Annotated in this window: 15 protein-coding genes; 5 read left to right on the top strand and 10 right to left on the bottom strand. The window is 60.8% G+C overall.

From position 1 onward, the window contains the following. The 7 genes from R6U20_RS03130 to R6U20_RS03100 all read right to left on the bottom strand — a co-directional run. A partial coding sequence (locus R6U20_RS03130; protein WP_410336413.1) for an alpha/beta hydrolase occupies nucleotides 1–821 on the bottom strand: 821 nt, incomplete at its 3' end. Between the two features lie 42 nt (nucleotides 822–863). After that, the gene (locus tag R6U20_RS03125) at nucleotides 864–1,709 is read right to left on the bottom strand and encodes a type 1 glutamine amidotransferase (protein ID WP_410336412.1); all 846 of its coding nucleotides are present in this window, start codon (nucleotides 1,707–1,709) and stop codon (nucleotides 864–866) included. Beyond that, nucleotides 1,696–3,072 (bottom strand): hypothetical protein, encoded by a 1,377-nt coding sequence (locus R6U20_RS03120; RefSeq protein ID WP_410336411.1) that lies wholly within the window; start codon nucleotides 3,070–3,072, stop codon nucleotides 1,696–1,698. Before R6U20_RS03120 ends, R6U20_RS03125 begins: the two co-directional genes overlap by 14 nt. 80 nt (nucleotides 3,073–3,152) lie before the next feature. Next, entirely contained in the window at nucleotides 3,153–4,109 is a 957-nt protein-coding gene (locus tag R6U20_RS03115) for a RimK family alpha-L-glutamate ligase (RefSeq protein WP_410336410.1), read from the bottom strand. A gap of 95 nt (nucleotides 4,110–4,204) precedes the next feature. After that, on the bottom strand, nucleotides 4,205–4,912 hold the full coding sequence (locus tag R6U20_RS03110) for an esterase family protein (RefSeq protein WP_410336409.1): 708 nt from the start codon (nucleotides 4,910–4,912) through the stop codon (nucleotides 4,205–4,207). Between the two features lie 460 nt (nucleotides 4,913–5,372). After that, entirely contained in the window at nucleotides 5,373–5,852 is a 480-nt protein-coding gene (locus R6U20_RS03105) for a DoxX family protein (protein WP_410336408.1), read from the bottom strand. 82 nt (nucleotides 5,853–5,934) lie between these two features. Beyond that, entirely contained in the window at nucleotides 5,935–6,405 is a 471-nt protein-coding gene (locus tag R6U20_RS03100) for a hypothetical protein (RefSeq protein ID WP_410336407.1), read from the bottom strand. 906 nt (nucleotides 6,406–7,311) lie between these two features. On the opposite strand from R6U20_RS03100, the gene R6U20_RS03095 reads away from it, so the two are divergent. From R6U20_RS03095 to R6U20_RS03080, 4 genes are read left to right on the top strand one after another with little or no spacing between them, the layout of a single operon-like run. Then, nucleotides 7,312–8,616: a TolC family protein gene (locus tag R6U20_RS03095; protein WP_410336406.1), complete on the top strand. Its 1,305-nt coding sequence runs from the start codon at nucleotides 7,312–7,314 to the stop codon at nucleotides 8,614–8,616. Nucleotides 8,617–8,666: 50 nt separating this feature from the next. Continuing rightward, nucleotides 8,667–9,992: an efflux RND transporter periplasmic adaptor subunit gene (locus R6U20_RS03090; protein ID WP_410336405.1), complete on the top strand. Its 1,326-nt coding sequence runs from the start codon at nucleotides 8,667–8,669 to the stop codon at nucleotides 9,990–9,992. Nucleotides 9,993–10,041: 49 nt separating this feature from the next. Further along, nucleotides 10,042–10,809, top strand: coding sequence for an ABC transporter ATP-binding protein (locus R6U20_RS03085; RefSeq protein ID WP_410336404.1), 768 nt, complete (start codon nucleotides 10,042–10,044; stop codon nucleotides 10,807–10,809). Nucleotides 10,810–10,855: 46 nt separating this feature from the next. After that, a complete protein-coding gene (locus R6U20_RS03080) occupies nucleotides 10,856–11,362 on the top strand; it encodes a hypothetical protein (RefSeq protein WP_410336403.1) in 507 nt (168 codons plus the stop codon). Nucleotides 11,363–11,441: 79 nt separating this feature from the next. Here the strand turns inward: R6U20_RS03080 and R6U20_RS03075 are convergent, their stop codons facing one another. From R6U20_RS03075 to R6U20_RS03065, 3 genes are all read right to left on the bottom strand, one after another. After that, nucleotides 11,442–11,981 (bottom strand): hypothetical protein, encoded by a 540-nt coding sequence (locus R6U20_RS03075; protein WP_410336402.1) that lies wholly within the window; start codon nucleotides 11,979–11,981, stop codon nucleotides 11,442–11,444. A 360-nt stretch (nucleotides 11,982–12,341) separates the two neighbouring features. Then, on the bottom strand, nucleotides 12,342–13,472 hold the full coding sequence (gene tgt / locus R6U20_RS03070; RefSeq protein WP_410336401.1) for a tRNA guanosine(34) transglycosylase Tgt: 1,131 nt from the start codon (nucleotides 13,470–13,472) through the stop codon (nucleotides 12,342–12,344). Between the two features lie 152 nt (nucleotides 13,473–13,624). Next, complete coding sequence (locus tag R6U20_RS03065) at nucleotides 13,625–14,884, bottom strand: AI-2E family transporter (protein WP_410336400.1); 1,260 nt, start codon at nucleotides 14,882–14,884, stop codon at nucleotides 13,625–13,627. Between the two features lie 125 nt (nucleotides 14,885–15,009). On the opposite strand from R6U20_RS03065, the gene pabB reads away from it, so the two are divergent. Then, nucleotides 15,010–16,266 (top strand): aminodeoxychorismate synthase component I (pabB, locus tag R6U20_RS03060; protein ID WP_410336399.1); only part of this gene is annotated, 1,257 nt, incomplete at its 3' end.

Raw genomic sequence — 16,266 nt, 5'->3', positions numbered from 1 at the left:
CACCGCGACCCGCGAAACAAAGCGGCAAAAAAGAAGCGCAAGCGCTCCGCAACGACCTGCACCGACCGCATTTGGGGACAGGCGTCGAGCATGTCGGTCGGGTTCCACCGCTGCATGGCCTCTTGGTTGCGCGGCTTCCCCAGCGCTGGGTCGAAAATAGACGCCTGTCCCCAAATGCGATCGGTGCAGGTGGTTGCGGAGCGCTTGCCCTTCTTTTTTGCCGCTTTGTTTCGCGGGTCGCGGTGCCCAGGCCACATGAAGAGGCCATCGTACATGGCGGCATGTGCAAAGTAGCCGGGACGCTCCATCGTCAGCAGATGCACGGTGTATCCCCCCAACGAAAACCCGGCCGTTAGGCGCGGGCTGTCGGCGAGATGCGGATAATCGGCATCTACGGTTGGAAGCAGCTCTTCGGTCAGATACGTCCAGAACTGCCCGCTGCCCAGCCCCTGCATCGGACGCCCCCACGTGCCCACCATGTTGATGCCAAGCGACGGCACGTGGTTGTTCGCGCTGTTCAGGCCGGGCATGACGACGAGCATGGGCGGAAGCAGCCCCTCAGCCACACAGGCGTCGATGTCCTGAATGGCGGTGGAGCGAGTGCGGGCGTCGTCTTCCTGCATGTTGACCCACTCGCGCTCGTGGCCGCGAAAGGCATAGAGCACCGGTGCCGCCTCGGCCTCCGCCAGACCGGGCGATTCGTAGACGTAGTAGGGTTTGGAGATGCCAAGCGCCTGAGAGCGCAGCCGCCGCATTCGGAGGCGTCCGTGCAGGCGGTCTTCGTGCCACGAAAGGATGCGAGATGGGGGGACGATAGGCATGGAGCGGGAGGCGTTCAGGGAGGAAAAGGCGGGGCTACAGCGCTACGCTACCGCCGCCGGATGCGTGGCTTCTACGGCGCGACGCAAGAAGGTGGGAATGATGGTCTCGTAGGCGGGCGTCAGGTACTGTTCGTCGTCCAGCCGGTCGATGAGACGCTGGTACCGCGCTTCGGAAAACGCACTGACAACCTTGTCGCGCTGCTTCGGGCGGCGAAAGTGGACCAGCATGCCTTCGGGGTCGGCCTCGGGGTGAAACTGCACGCCGATCATTTCGGGGGACAGGCGTACGCCCATGAGGGCGCGCTCGTATGGATACTCGGGGTACGGCTGCTCACGAGCCAGCAGCGTGGCATCCAGTTGGGCCACGCGCTCGTGATCGGGCTGCACAACCTGCCACCGCCGGAAATCAGCCGCGTAGAACGGATCGGGCAATCCTTGAAAGAGGGGCTCGTCGGATCCCCCTGCAAGGCGATGCACCTCAAAAATGCCAAATGACTGGGCGGGCCGCTCCGTGACCGCCCCAATACCGAAGTGGCGGCACAGCAGCTGAAACGAGTGGCAGATGAACAGCGCATGCTTTTTGGGCGCCGCCGTCATGTTGTGATGATAGAGCGCATCCAGCCAGTCGAAGTAGGCCGCCTCCCAGGGCTGGTCGAGCCCATCCCACGGACTGCCCGGCCCGCCGGTAGAGATGTACGCATCGTAGTCGAGCCCCGGCACCTCGGCATGCTGGCGCACGTCGAAGATGTCGTACGTGATGGGCACCGACACCGAGGGGGCCGCCACGCCCTCCAGAAAGTCGCGAATACAGCGCATGCCCTGATTGGGCTCGCCGTTGTAAAGGTCAAGCACTGCCACCCGCAGGGGCCGTGCGTCAGGAGTTTGCATGATACGTATTGCGTAGAATGAACATGGGGAGCGTGCCGCCACCCGCGGTTACGTTGGCCAGATCCGACCCCGAAATCCGGGTCAGGCATCCGCCCATAAGCGGACCGTTGATGTACGGATCCAGGTCGATAATCGACGGGACCTGCTCCCAGCCACTATCGGTCTGCATGAGGAACGGCTCGCGATGAATGTCAACCGTCTCTTGAATGACGTGCCCGGCTTCGACGCCCTCCTCAATCGCCGCGTCCCATTCCGATGGGGTTGAGGCAAACCCGAGCGTGACGCCCGACCCGCCGTACGCGTCGTTGGGCTTAATCACGAAGTAGCGCTGGTTCTGGCGCGCAAAGTCCAGCAGGTCGATCGTCAGCCCGCGAAACTCCGTGGTGCGCGGGCGGAGCCGACGCGTCCACGGAATGTGCTGCTGGATGGCCTGTCGTTGTGGAGCCTCCAGCACCTTGGTGTACTGCTCATCGGTCAGGAAGGAGAAAATCGCCTTCTTGTGGACAAGCTTAGACCGGAAGGTATTCAGGTAGCACGTCTTTTGTGCGCGGTAGCCTTCTACATACGGCTGGCAGTCGTCCCGGATCTCGTAGAACTCATTCATCAGGAGACGCCGGTACAGGATGTCAATCTTCGTGCCATTCGCGTAAATCCAGCCATCGCGGCAGTCTAACTCGCGTGGGTCAATCACCACGCAGCTATAGCCAAGCCGCTGCAGGTACGTCTTGATCAGGTCGAACTCGTGGGTCGTGGGCACGTCCTCCAGCCGGTCTACGATTGCAAACGTAGGCTTCAGCTTCTGGCCTCCAAACTCGTCGTGGTAGATGCGCAGGAACGCCTGCATCGCATGCTGGAGGGGCGACACGAAGCGCACCGGAAACCGCTCGGTAAACTGCTGGAAGAGCGGCAGATCGCGGTATATTTTGGCGAGCTCGTTCACGTAGGCCATGCCAGCCGGACTCTCGCCGTTGAACTCCACGAACTTGAACGAGCGCTCGGTCAGAAACGCATCGAGGCGGGCGTTGGCAGCCAGGTGGATGACGCGCGTGGGGAGGGCCGCCATCTCGATCTCCCACGGCTCCATGCCCAGCTCCTCGCGCAGCAGCGTTTCGTCGTTAAAGAAGGTCGAGGCAATGCGAAGGATCGCCTGCCGAATCAGGTAGACGGTGTCCTGCACATCGGCGTACATCGCCTCCGTAAGAAACGTAGGGCGCAGGCTGTTGGCCATAGGACGCCCGCCGAACAGCGCGCGGCGCTCGTGCTGCTGCGTGCGAAGCTGCTCCAGCTGGTTTTCTGCAGCGGTCAGGTCGCTCTCGATGAGCGCATGGTAGTGGTCGATCGCGGGCTGTAGGTAGTGCCGCATGGGGCGAGGGTCCAACAAGAGAAGTCAACAAACGAGTAGGAGATGCACGCGCTGCGCTTAGGCCCTACGATCAGGCGCTATCATTCAGACACGCCCGGATAGAGCGCGCCCTGCGTCGAAAACTGCTGGGGCGGACGGTCGTCGAGCGCCTTCTCGACAGCGAACTCGGCCATCGCGTCCACCATCCAGGCGAAGTTTTCAGGGCCTACAGAGTGGTAGTCGGCATCGGGGGCCGGATTCATAAAGTCGATGGCGTACGGCACGCCGTCTCGCATCGCCAGTTCGACCGTGTTCATGTCGTAGCCCAGCGTGCGGCAGATGGCCAGCACGTCGCGCTCCAGCTTCTGGCGCAGGTCCTCTTCAATCGGCTCCGACGACACCGCCGAGTATCGCTCGTGCATGGGCACCGACGGGTTGTACCGCATGATGTGCGCCTTCTTCTGCCCAATTCCGTAGCACCGGAAGTACGAATCAAAATCGATGCCCTCCTGCAGCATCATGCAGTCAATGCCCGACTGGTTGTACGCTTCGTGAAACTCTTCTGGCGTCGTTACCCGCGTTACGTCGCGCCATCCGCCGCCGTCGAAGGGCTTCAGAAACGCCGGAAAGCCGATGTATTCAAAGACATCGTCCCAGTTGATCGGGTGCTCCAGGTTGCGAAAGCTCTTTGCGGAGGTGTTCGGCGGACGCTCTTTGTGAGGCAGAATGACGCTGCGCGGCACGGCCACACCGACCGATTCGGCGATCACGTTGTCGATGAACTTATCGTCGGCGCTCCACCAGAACGGGTTGTTGATGATGTACGTGCCTTTCAGCGCGGCCCACTTCAGATACGAGCGGTAGAAGGGCACCTCGTGCGAGATGCGGTCAATGATGACGTCGTACGTGGGCTCCACGTCCATCCGGACGGCCCCGACCTCGACGAACGAGGCTTCGACGTTCTGGTCGCTGTAGTTTTCATTGATGAACGGAATGAGCGCATCCGGAAAGGTCGTTTCCTCTCCGCGAAGAATGCCGATGTGATGGGTCGTGCTCATAGACAGTAAAGAACCTTGATTCAAAAGATGGTGCGGTTGGCAAGCGAGTGGGGCTTGCAAGCGGTGCTACAATGCTGTGAGGGAGGCCGTAGGGGCTACACGTGGCGCCGCACCTGATCGCACCACCACGGCCAGTCGTGGCCAAATCCGTCGGCGCGCTCGTAGTAATGCCCGATGCCTTTCGAATCCAGTATGTGGCTCATGTAGTCGTTGGCACCCCGACACGGATCATGCTCGCCTGCCGTCAGGATAATGTGCGTATCCCGAATCGCATCGAGCGTGCCCCAGTCCTCCAGATTCGGCAGATAATCGACCGGATTGCTAAAATACACATTCTCATCATAAAAACCATCCATGAACGACCGGATGTCGAACGCGCCGCTCATGGCGATCAGTTTTCCGAACGACCAGGGCTGCTTCCACACCAGGTTGGCCGCATGATACGCCCCAAAGCTGGCCCCGGCCGCAATCACAAAGTCGGACGTCGCCCGGTCATAGATGAAGGGCAGCACCTCTTGCAACACGTACTGCTCGTACTGCTGATGCCGCTTGATGCGCACGTACGGATCTACGCCGCGATTGTAGAGGCTCTCGCCATCCACCGAGTCCACGCAGAACAGCTGGTTCTGCCCGTGGTGCAGCTTGTCGGCGAGCGCATCCACCATCCCAAAATCGCGCCACTCGTAGAAGCGCCCCATGCTCGACGGAAACGCCAGAATGGGCGTCCCGGCATGCCCGTACACCATGATCTCCATCGTTCGCTCCAGGCGGGGACTCCACCAGTGCACGTAGTCTGTATGCATAAATATTCAGTCGTAAGGGCTAACTTTTAGAGCAGGTTCTTCGCATGCGGGGTGTCAACGTTCCATAACGTATTGTCGTGTCACACCTGAATGTTCGGGTTGCAAGGTTCCCCATTCGTATGCTGTCATCTTGAGCGAAGCAACTGCGCCTAAGTAGACCCACAAAAGTATCTTAGCAGGTGTGTCCTCGTAACGAGAGGCTGCCACCTTGCTCTGGATTACGATGTGAATTCGCTCCGCTCATTTCTGGATCGCGCTCGCAGGCTCGCTTGTCCAGGATGACGGGTCGGGAAGAAGGCGGTGGGTTGAAAGTAATTGTCTTCGCATTGAGCATCGCCCTCCCCAACGTCATCCCGGACGAAAGCGGAGCGGAGATCCGGGATCTTCTTCAGGGTACCAAGCTCACCTCAAACAAAATCGCCAAGGATGAACAGGTAACGTACTTTCACTATCCTACTTATCATCCATTTGTCCTTCCCGCCTCGTCTTTGCGGCGGCGTATGTACGTATCGATGCTATATGCACTGCTGTCATGCGTCGCAAAAAACAGCAGGCCTCCCAGGATCGCGATGTTTTTGAAGAGTGGGCCCAGTGTTGGGCGGCCCACTTGAATAGTGAGGGTAATGGGGATGAGCACCACGATGAGTCCCATAGCGGCAAGGCGGGTCTGGAAGCCGGTTAGCAGGGCCAGACTGCCGGCAATCAGGGCAATGCCTGAAAGCAGCACCAGCACCTCGGCAGGTGCAATGGCGGTAGCCAGAAAGCCCAGTTTGGCATCAAGCAGCCGCGAAGCAACCTGCTCGGGCTGTAGCATATGCCCCATACCAGCCACTAGAAAGATCAGGCTCAGCAGAGCACGGAATATCGCGGTGGGACCGGGGCGTAGTGGAGTCGAAGGCGACGAAACAGAGGCGGAGTGCGCGGAGCGGGAGGTCGGCATGTCTCTGAGGCAATTGCTGATAAATAGAAAGGCAAGCACCGGAGCGGCTAAAGCGCCCCGGCTTTGTACTACAGCTTATGTGCTATAGCTCAACAGACAGATAGCCGCGCGCTTGGCGTTCCAGCGCGTGTACCAGTCCATTGGGAACGGTATCGATGGCATCGGGGAGCGTGTTGGGGTCGATGCCATGATTTTCGAGCGACATTCCACATGCGATAAACTGCACACGCTTGCTTGTGGCCTCTACGATACGCACTGACAGGTCCGATTCGCCCTGCAGGACGCTGATGGCTTGCCCGCACACAACAATTTCAACCGGCGTGTTGGTGAGTGGCTCGGTGTCTGCCAGGTCGCTGGCGGTTTGAAGGGCCGCTCGGATGTGCTGCGTACGGCGCACCAGAAGCACAATTCCGGGTGGCGTTTCTGGGGCAGCCGTTCCGATGGCAGCGGTCGATGGTGAGGGCGATTGCGCCCCTGCGGGCAAAGCCGCGTGTCCAAACGAACACAGAACAACGACAATGGAGATGGAAAGCGTAGTGAGAACGCGATACATAATACGGTAACGTTGGGGAGCACAATAGATACAATGACGACCCGGCTGGTCTGCGACAGATATACAGGAGATGCGAACAGCATGTGCATCCATCCAGCACAGACGTAGACCGGCAAGGCCGATGCTGAGGGCATGTGCTCAACTACAAGAGCAGCACGATACTGCCAAGGTGCAACGTAGAAAGAGGGGAGACGGTGTGGGAAGCCGTGGCCTGTGGAAACGAACCGGAACACACCGCTTGAGGGATACGACGCCCTGATACGGGTAGATGCTCGGGCGTATCCGATTCATCTGCAGAGATGCGCGGGCCCGCAGGACGTGACGTGAGCAGGGAGGAGGCGTGCGTATACGCGTGCGCCCCGAACGATGCGCAATGCAGCGACGCGGCTTCCGCGACGTTTGATACAGCATCAGCAGATGGAGCCGCCACGCACGGGCGCATCCCCACAAATAGAAGGGCGATGAGAGCCAGTAGGAACGTTCCGACGACAATGGGCGCTTCTGACTTGCGCGGTGTAGGGGCCACTGTAGCAGGATGATTCAATGCGCTTGTTACTACAGGTTCAGTAAGCCGTCGGCATTTCTGATGTTCCAGTACTGTGCGTATGGGGGCTGGGCTTACGGGGGGAATCGCGGATGTGGAAGGGTACGCTGACCACGCCCCACCACGAACTTGGTGCAGCGAGAGCGCTGCTCATAACCTGCGCTGTAACATTGCATCGCGCCGGGTCGTAGAGCAGACCCACAGGCAGGACATCCGTTTCGGATCGCTGATTTGGATGCCTGCGCTGTTTGTGTTTGCCTCTGTTCATCCTGATTGCCGACTCTATGCGCCGGTTGTTGTTCTCCTCTTGTATCCTATCCTTCGTTTGTGGGCTGGTAGCTGTAAGCATCGCGCCGACGGCGGTGCACGCTCAGACGCCAGAAACGATCACCTTCGACGACGCCGTTACCATTGCGCTCGACCAGAACACCGATCTGCGGCGTGCCATCAACGACGTAGAGCGCCAAGACGCCACCATTCGGCAGCGCCAGTTCGACTTTGGGCCGAACCTGAACCTCTCCACCAGCACCACGCGCCAGTTCGGGCGGAGCTTCAGTCAGGAGGAAGGAGCCATCGTCAATCAGACCACCGATATTGTTCAGCTCGGGGCGAACTCCAGCATCACGGTTTTTGACGGATTTAGCAACATTGCATCGCTCCGCCAGGCCAACCGTCAGGGCGAAGCCAGCGAACTTGACCTGGAGCGCACGCGCCAGGACGTGGTGTTTACCGTTATGGAGCAGTTCATCGATCTGGCGCAGAGCAAGGAAGAAGTTGGCGTGCGCGAGGAGGAGGTAGAAGTGCAGCAACAACAACTGGAACAGATTCAAGAGTTTGTGGATGCGGGGTCGCGCCCCACGTCCGATCTGTTTCAAGCCGAAGCCGACCTGGCGCAGGCCGAACAGCAGCTTCTTCAGGCCGAACGCGAGGTCGAAGTCAACAATACTCGCCTAATTCAGACGCTGCAGCTCGATCCGTTTGGCACGTACAATTTCGAAGCGCCAGCGGTTGATGAGGCCGCAATGGCTGAGCGCGAGTATGTCGTAGAAGAGGCGCTGGAGAGCGCCTTTGACCGGCGCGTGGATCTGCGGGCGCAAGAGGCCAGCCTGCGCGCTTCGGAGGCCGGCATTCGCATCGCCCAGTCAAACTACTGGCCGTCGCTCTCGCTCAACGTTGGATACAACACCAACTGGTCCAGTACGGCGGCGCTTCCGAATGACCCCGATCCCTCCTTTTTTGACGTGCTCGATTCGCGGCGAGGCGGAAGCGTAGGGCTATCCCTCTCCTTTCCCATTTTCGATCGTTTGCAGCGTCGCAACCAAACCGCTCAAGCCCGTGCGGACCTGAGGCAGGCCGAGTACAACCTGCAAGATCAACGGCAAGGCGTGGCACTGGAGGTGCGCCAGGCTGTGCTTGATTATCGCAATGCGGTGAAGCAGCTCGAAGCGGCAGAGTCACGCCTCCGCTCGGCCGAGCGCCTGCGCGATGCCGCCCAGGAGCGCTACAATCTGGGCAGCGCCTCCATCGTCGAGCTATCGCAGGCCACGCGCGATTTTACGGAAGCCGCCAGCGCCAAGGTGCAGGCCGAGTTTGATGTGGCGTATCGACAGAAGCTCATTGAGTACCAAATCGGTGTACTCAACCCCGACGCGGCGCTTTTTGAGTAACATGCGCCCTGCTCTCCTCTCGTTTATATAACCACGATACCATCATGACAATGCGTCGCATTTTATACATCGTTGGCGGGTTGATTCTCATCCTCATTCTGCTTGGCACCGCTGGGCGGTTTATGGGCTGGTTTGGAGGCGGAAGCGATGGCGTAGGGGTGCAGGCCGAAGCCGCCGAAGAGCGCACCATTACCCAAGTCGTAACCGCCTTCGGACGCGCCCAGCCCGAGGTGGAAGTTACCATTAGCCCCGATGTGGCTGGCGAAATCGTGGAGCTTAACGTGCGCGAAGGAGCACACGTAAGCCGTGGCGACCTGCTGCTGCGGCTGCGCCCCGACAACTATCAGGCGCAGCTGGAGCGGAACGAGGCCGAGGTGGCACAAGCTCGGGCCAACCTGTCGGAGCGCGAGGCCGACTCGCTCCAAACGCGTCAGGAATACAATCGGCAGCGGCAGTTGTATGAGCGCGAGGTCATTCCCCAAAGCGAGTTCGAGGCGGCTGAATCCGCCTATAATCAGGCCGTAGCACGATTGCAGGCCGCACGTTATCAGGTGCAAAGCGCCATGGCTACGCTGCGCGACGCCCGCGAGCAGCTCGAAAAAACAAACATCTATGCGCCCATGAGTGGTACGGTCAGCAAGCTGGATGTGGAGCTTGGCGAGCGCGTGGTGGGCACGTCGCAGATGGAAGGCACCGAAATGATGCGCATCGCCCGGCTGGAACAGATGGAGATGGAGGTTGACATCAACGAAAATGATGTCGTAAACGTGAGCCCAGGCGATACGGCGCGTGTTGAGATTGATGCGTACCCCGACCGCTCATTCCGGGGAGCGGTTACCGAAATCGCAAACTCGGCGCGGGTAAGCGGCGAGGGCACGCAAGAGCAAGTCACCAACTTCCCGGTCAAAATTCGCCTGCTCGATGCCCACAACGAAGATGCGGGTACGGTGATGACAGGTCCTGAAGGCGGCATTGCAACTGAAGAAGACGCCACACCGAACACGCCCGCCCCCGTCATTCGTCCAGGTATGAGCGGCGCCGTTGACATCTCTACGCAAACCGTCGAAAATGCGGTGTCGGTGCCCATTCAAGCCGTAACGGTGCGCAACGTAAACGACGACAATAGCACGTCGCAGCGACGGAGCAGCGAAGCCATGCGCCGCGTGGTGTTCGTGGCCGATGGCGACACGGCCCGCGTGCGCGAGGTAGACACCGGCATTGCCGACGATGCATTCATCGAAGTCCAGGCGGGCCTGGAGCCCGGCCAGCAGGTCGTAACCGGACCGTACAGCGCGGTAAGCCGAGAGCTGGAGGACGGAATGGCCATCACCATCGAAGAGCCGCAGGGGCCCGGACGCCGCACCGCCTCGCGATAGCTGCCGCGCCTTGGCCTCCCGCTGTACCTCTAATGTTTGGATTCCGCATATGAATGCTTCTGTAGAACCTGCCTCAGACACGGCTGTCGCGCCCCCTGCTGCTGCCGGACCGCTTATCCAGATTGCGGGCCTCAAAAAGCGCTACGTAATGGGCAGCGAAGAGGTGTGGGCCCTCGATGGCATCGACCTTTCTATTGAAGAAGGCGAATACGTAGCCATTATGGGGCCCTCGGGCTCCGGCAAATCTACCTTTATGAACATGCTGGGCTGCCTCGATACGCCCACCAGCGGCACGTACCTGCTAAATGGAAACGACGTGAGTACGTACTCAGACGATGAACTGGCCGAGATCCGCAATCGCGAAATTGGCTTCATCTTCCAGACGTTCAACCTGTTGCCTCGCGTGGACTGCCTGCGCAACGTGGAGTTGCCGCTTATCTATGCCGGTATGAAGCAGTCTGAGCGCCGCGAACAGGCCGCCGAGGCGCTTCGCAACGTAGGACTCGGCGACCGCATGGACCACAAGCCGAACGAACTCTCTGGAGGGCAGCGCCAGCGCGTGGCCACGGCACGAGCCCTCGTGAACACGCCGTCGATCATTCTGGCCGATGAGCCCACAGGCAACCTCGATACGGAGACAGGGAACGATATAATGCGCCTCTTTGAGCAGCTGCACCGCCAGGGCAACACGCTCCTGGTCGTAACGCACGAGGAAGATATCGCCCAGCACGCCCGCCGCATCCTCCGCCTGCGTGATGGAACGCTGGAGCACGACACCCCGGTGGAACGCCCGACGCTCGAACACGAAACGCTGTAGCGGAGGGTGCATCTGTTTTATTTGGGATAAACCGAAGCATCCACTCATGACCGATATTCTGATGTGGGCCTCCATGGCTATGCTTTTGGTTGCATGTATGGCTGCCGGAGGCGAAGCCCGTGCCCTCCCCACCGATTCGTTGCAAATCAATGTGCATGCGGCCTCCACCGACTCCATAGACGGGTGGACAAGGCTCTGCCCCGATGAGTTGCCAGCAGGCAGCCCTACCGACACCCTCTGGATAAGCCCCGAAACAGTGGCGCTAACCCCAGAAGCATGGGAACGCCTTACGTTTCGCCTCGAAAACCACCGCCCTACGCTAACGGTCGCACCCGGCCCCAACGAGCAGGCTGCGCTGCGCACGCTGCTTACCGACACAGACGGGCAGCACCTGGTGGTGATGCTCAACGGCACACCACGATTTGCAGGGCAGGTGCTCTCGATAGAAGGCACTGCCCGCAGCCTGAAGCTGATAGCCCTGCCGTCAGACGAAGCCGCGCAGATGGTAGAGCAATGGCAGCAGGCACACCGCTCCACCAACACCGATTCGTAGCACCCCGAGGCGCCGTAGAGAGACGATCCCGCCATGCTGCAACCGGATTGGGGACTACGTGCAGGCGGCCATGAGTTGGCTACGGAAGCGGATAGCCATCCTCGATCCACGCTACTACACCGTCAGCACCCATCGCGCTTTGGATCTGCTCCCGCTGCTCCAGATGCGGGATGTTGTATTCGTCGAACCGGTACGTGTCCTCGAATACGATGACATGCGGCGTTGCAGGCGCCTGCACGTCGCTGTTAAAGTTGTGCAGAAGCGTTTCGTTATTGTAGCGGCCCCCGGCGCTCACCTCATCCCACTGTTCGGCCCCATGCCGCTGAATGAACGCCAGCCCGTCGTCGACCTTCTCATCCATCGCGGCAAAGACAAACTTGGTAGGACGGTCGTGCGCCGCCGAAAACCCCTCGGGAAGCTCCGAGACCGCTTCAACGACTTCATCGCGCGAGGAGAACCCGCACGACGACGCCCCCACATAGTAAACCACGTAGATCTGCTCGTGTCCCCGATACGATGCGCTCTCTGGCGATGCATCGCGGTCTTGCCCATGACACGCTACCCCCGCCAAACCAACGAAAAAAATCAGACAGCAGGTGATAAAAAGGGATCGCTTCATTGCTATAACCTTGGGAGAGTGAAACGCAGCAACCCCCATTGGGATCGCGTCAGGATTGATTGGACGTAAAGAGCGTACGTCTCCCACAATAACCGACCTCGTTTCGACACGCAAATCGTCTACCGCTACATCCCTCCTCATTTTCGCGGTGAACCTGAAATCATCCCCGGACAAAGCGTGTCATGGTAAGCGCAGTCGAACCATCTCCTTGGCGTTAAGCAGGAGCCGTTCGGGACGGCTCCACACGCGCTCCTGTCTCAGTTCAACCTACAACGTGACCGAGGCGACACTGCACTACCGCTGCGAGTCCATCTCGCACGTCGCCCTGCATGGCACACCCGCTGCGTAGACCCGCCCCACTCACCACCGCCGCGTAATTTGCGGTAGAATGGCATCCTTCCAGGTCATGAAGCGATCCTCCAGAATGGCCTGCCGCGCCTCCCGCATCAGCCAGCAGTAAAATGCCAGGTTCTGCTGCGAGGCAATCTGCAAGCCCAGAATCTCGTTCGACTTCTGCAGGTGACGCAGGTACGCCTTCGTGAATGTCTGCGACACGTAGGCATCCAGCCCCGGATCGATCGGCGTGTGGTCGTTCGTGAACTGCGCGTTTTTGATGTTCATGCGCCCCTGCGTGGTGAAGAGCGTGCCGTTGCGTCCGTTGCGCGTGGGCATCACGCAGTCGAACATATCCACGCCGCGCGCCACGTTTTCGAGCAGATTCTCGGGCGTGCCCACGCCCATCAGGTAGCGCGGCTTGTGCGCGGGCAGCAGCGGCGTTACCACCTCCACCATGTCGTACATATCTTCGTGCGATTCACCCACCGAAAGGCCGCCAATCGCATAACCCGGAAAGTCCAGATCCACCAGCGCGTGGGCCGATTCGCGGCGCACCTCCGGATACGTTACGCCCTGCACAATGCCAAAGAGCGCCTGCTCGTGACCGTGCGGCGAGGTGGTCTTCTCGTAGTGGAGGCGGGCCCGCTCCGCCCAGCGCAGCGTCAGCTCGTTCGATTCCCGCGCATACGCCTTCGACACGTCGGCAGCCGGACACTCATCCAGCACCATCATAATATCCGAGCCCAGCGCGCGCTGCGTATCCACCACCGACTCCGGCGTAAACAGATGCTTCGAGCCGTCAATGTGGCTGCGAAACTCCGCGCCCTCCTCGGTGAGGGTACACCGGTCCGCCAGCGAAAAGACCTGGTATCCCCCCGAATCGGTAAGCATCGGCCCGTTCCACTGCGAAAACCGCTGCAAGCCGCCCGCCGCCTCGATCACATCAGTGCCGGGGCGCAGGTACAGGTGGTAGGTGTTGCCCAGAATGATGTCGGCCTGCACATCCTCGTGCAGCGCGCGCGGCGGCACGCCCTTAACGCTGCCCAGCGTACCCACCGGCATGAAAGCAGGGGTGCGCACGGTGCCGTGGGCCGTCTCGAACGAGGCCGCACGGGCATCGCTGGCGGCATCGGTATGAGCAAGGGTAAACGTCATGCGAACAGTGTATTAGGGCAGAGGGAAAGCGAAAGGCACGTGCCGCAGTGGCTATTGGGATGCAGACTACGCAATGCATGCGCCCCGGCTGTGGGTTCCGGTATCGCACAGGCGGGAAAGACCTGTCAGATCTGTTGGTGTCGCAGCTCACCTCATCGCCGCGAGGCGCCGTACTCATTCAGCTCCAGCGTCAGCTCCTCGCGCCAGGCACGGTAGATCGTTACGAGAATCGCAGTGGCAGGCACAGCAATGAGCAGTCCGAAGACGCCCATGAACGTGCCAAACGCGAGCAGCGCAAACACGATAAGCACCGGATGCAGCCCCATCTGATAGCTCAAGATCTTGGGCGTAAGCACCGACTGCTCCAGAAGCTGCTGCGCCAGAATAACGATGAGCACAATGAGCGCATCCATCCATCCACCAAAGACGAGGGCTACGCATCCCCCCAGCACCATACTCACGATAGCGCCCAGCCGGGGTACAAAGTTCAGCACGCCCGTAAGCAGAGCAATGAGTAGCCAGAACGGCACGCCGAAAAGCGCCAGTGCCACCGCCACGTTGACCGCCGAAATCAGCCCAATCAGTAGCTGTCCGCGCAGGTAATTGCCCACAATGCTGCCCGCCTCCACGATATAGTCGCGGCGTCCGTTGGTTGTCGGAAAGAGCCCGACCAGACTATCGCGAATGGACGGGTAGTCTTTCAGCGTGTAGAACAGGATAACAGGAATGAGCGCCAGCACTGTAATGATGCCCAGCACCGAGCCGACCGAGGCCAGCACCTCCTCGGCCGCACTGGGCAGGCGGCGCGTCTGCTGCTGCACAAAGTCGGTCAGCTCGCGGATGAGCGTCTCCCGCTCAATGACGCCCGCGCCCTCCAGCTCCGCCACCACGGGCGAGGTAGCGAGCCAGCCCCGCAGCGCCTCCAGCGCCCCCAGCGTCTGCCGCGACAGCCGGTCGATCTGTTCCACAATATTCGGCGCAATAATCACCACGGTCGTAATGAACAGCCCCACCACCAGGGTCGTCACCACCATCGACGACACCCAGCGTGGAATGCGATACTTCCGATCCAGGCGCGTCACAATCGGATGCAGCAGGTACGCCAGCAGGTACACGGCCACAAACGGAATGAGGATGGTGCTCGTGCGCGTAATCGCCCAGATGAACAGCAGCACACCGCCCGAGAGCAAGAGCGCCCGCGCTGCCGCATTGTTGTGCACGGGCCACAACAGCAGTGCCCCGGCAATAGCCACCAGCGGCGGGCTCAAGAACGACCCACTGCGCGGCGCTTCCATAGTGTACAGCAGTACCAGCAGCATCAGCAAGCCGCCCACCAGCAGGAGCACCTCATGAACGGGCAGCTTCATCCACAGCGAAGACGCATCCGGCGAATCGGGGTCAGCAACAGCCATAAACGAACAATGACGTTAGGGGGATGCAAAGGCCAGGCGCCACGGAAAGGGAGCACATCACAGCCTCAAAAGTACATGCTTGCCCGTGCATCGTTTTCTTTATCAGGCAGGCCCCGCCCTGTTCTATGCCTCACGCAGACTTGTTTGATCCAGCGCAGCTACGCCGTTCGGGTACGGTGCTGTTAGACACCGCCCGGCCCGACGCCGAAAACCAGCACACGCGGCTGTTCACCGATCCGCTCGATGTCTGCAACGCCACCACCTACGCCGAGGTGCCCCACGCGCTGCAAGCCGCCCAAGCCGCCCGCAACCACGGGTACTACGTCGCCGGGTACGTGGCCTACGAAGCCGGATACGCCCTCGACCCAAGCCTCCACGACGACGCGCCGCCGCTCGACGCCCTCAACGGACCGCTCGTATGGCTCGGCGTGTACGATGCGCCGCGCGTCTGGCGTGCGGAGACGGCCCACGCTGCCTGGACCAACGTGAGGGCCAAAGCGCCCACGCACCCGCAGTTCGCCTGGCCCGAAGCCGACTACCAGCGCGCCTTCCGTCAGGTCAAGCAGCACATCCACGACGGCGATGTCTACCAGATCAACCTCACGGGGCCGGTGGATCTGAACGTTCCCGGCAATCCCGTTGCGCTCTACGCCTATCTGCGCAGGCGGCAGCCGGTGCCCTACGGCGCGTACATCGATACCGGAGCGCGCACGGTGCTCTCGGCCTCCCCCGAACTCTTTATTCGGTGGAATGGCCGCCGCATCCACACCCGCCCCATGAAAGGGACTGCGGCGCGTCCGCCCAGCGCGCCCGAAGATGCCGACGCCATGGCCGCCCTCCGCGCCGACGCCAAGACGCAGGCCGAGAACCTGATGATTGTGGATCTGCTGCGCAACGACCTGGCACGGTGCTGCACGTCGGGCTCGGTGCACGTGCCGGAGCTGTTTGCGGTAGAGCGCCACCCGACCGTGTTGCAGATGACCTCGACCGTAGAGGGCCAGCTGCGCAAGGAGGGGGCGTTGCCTGAGCTGTTTCGGGCGCTATTTCCGTGTGGGTCGGTGGTGGGGGCACCGAAGCTGCGGGCCATGCGCATTATTCGCGCGCTCGAACCCGCCCCGCGCGGCGTCTACTGCGGCGCCATCGGCTGGGCCGGACCTGGCGACGAAGCGGCGTTCAACGTGGCCATTCGCACCGTCGAAATCGGGCCCGAAGGCGCACGCATGGGCACCGGCGGCGGGCTCGTGTGGGATTCGGAGGCCGGGGCCGAATACCGCGAGTGCAAGCTTAAAGCGCAGTTTTTGTCGGATACAGAAGTCCCGGCTCCGCTCGTAAGTCCCACGCTCATTGAAACGATGCGCTGGAATGGCGAGGAGATTCCCCTG

Source organism: Longimonas sp., assembly GCF_046498435.1.
In the GTDB taxonomy this organism is placed as follows: domain Bacteria; phylum Bacteroidota; class Rhodothermia; order Rhodothermales; family Salinibacteraceae; genus Longimonas.
Note: the sequence above shows the minus strand (reverse complement) of the source record. Positions and strands in the feature narration are given on the sequence as shown.

Excerpts from the sequence above, each read along its gene's own strand:
- tgt (WP_410336401.1), bottom strand. The coding sequence starts at position 13,472 with ATGACGTTTACCCTTGCTCATACCGATGCCGCCAGCGATGCCCGTGCG.
- R6U20_RS03110 (WP_410336409.1), bottom strand. The coding sequence starts at position 4,912 with ATGCATACAGACTACGTGCACTGGTGGAGTCCCCGCCTGGAGCGAACG.
- R6U20_RS03075 (WP_410336402.1), bottom strand. The coding sequence starts at position 11,981 with ATGAAGCGATCCCTTTTTATCACCTGCTGTCTGATTTTTTTCGTTGGT.
- R6U20_RS03125 (WP_410336412.1), bottom strand. The coding sequence starts at position 1,709 with ATGCAAACTCCTGACGCACGGCCCCTGCGGGTGGCAGTGCTTGACCTT.
- R6U20_RS03090 (WP_410336405.1), top strand. The coding sequence starts at position 8,667 with ATGCGTCGCATTTTATACATCGTTGGCGGGTTGATTCTCATCCTCATT.
- R6U20_RS03100 (WP_410336407.1), bottom strand. The coding sequence starts at position 6,405 with ATGTATCGCGTTCTCACTACGCTTTCCATCTCCATTGTCGTTGTTCTG.
- R6U20_RS03115 (WP_410336410.1), bottom strand. The coding sequence starts at position 4,109 with ATGAGCACGACCCATCACATCGGCATTCTTCGCGGAGAGGAAACGACC.
- R6U20_RS03080 (WP_410336403.1), top strand. The coding sequence starts at position 10,856 with ATGACCGATATTCTGATGTGGGCCTCCATGGCTATGCTTTTGGTTGCA.
- R6U20_RS03065 (WP_410336400.1), bottom strand. The coding sequence starts at position 14,884 with ATGGCTGTTGCTGACCCCGATTCGCCGGATGCGTCTTCGCTGTGGATG.
- R6U20_RS03120 (WP_410336411.1), bottom strand. The coding sequence starts at position 3,072 with ATGCGGCACTACCTACAGCCCGCGATCGACCACTACCATGCGCTCATC.
- R6U20_RS03085 (WP_410336404.1), top strand. The coding sequence starts at position 10,042 with ATGAATGCTTCTGTAGAACCTGCCTCAGACACGGCTGTCGCGCCCCCT.
- R6U20_RS03105 (WP_410336408.1), bottom strand. The coding sequence starts at position 5,852 with ATGCCGACCTCCCGCTCCGCGCACTCCGCCTCTGTTTCGTCGCCTTCG.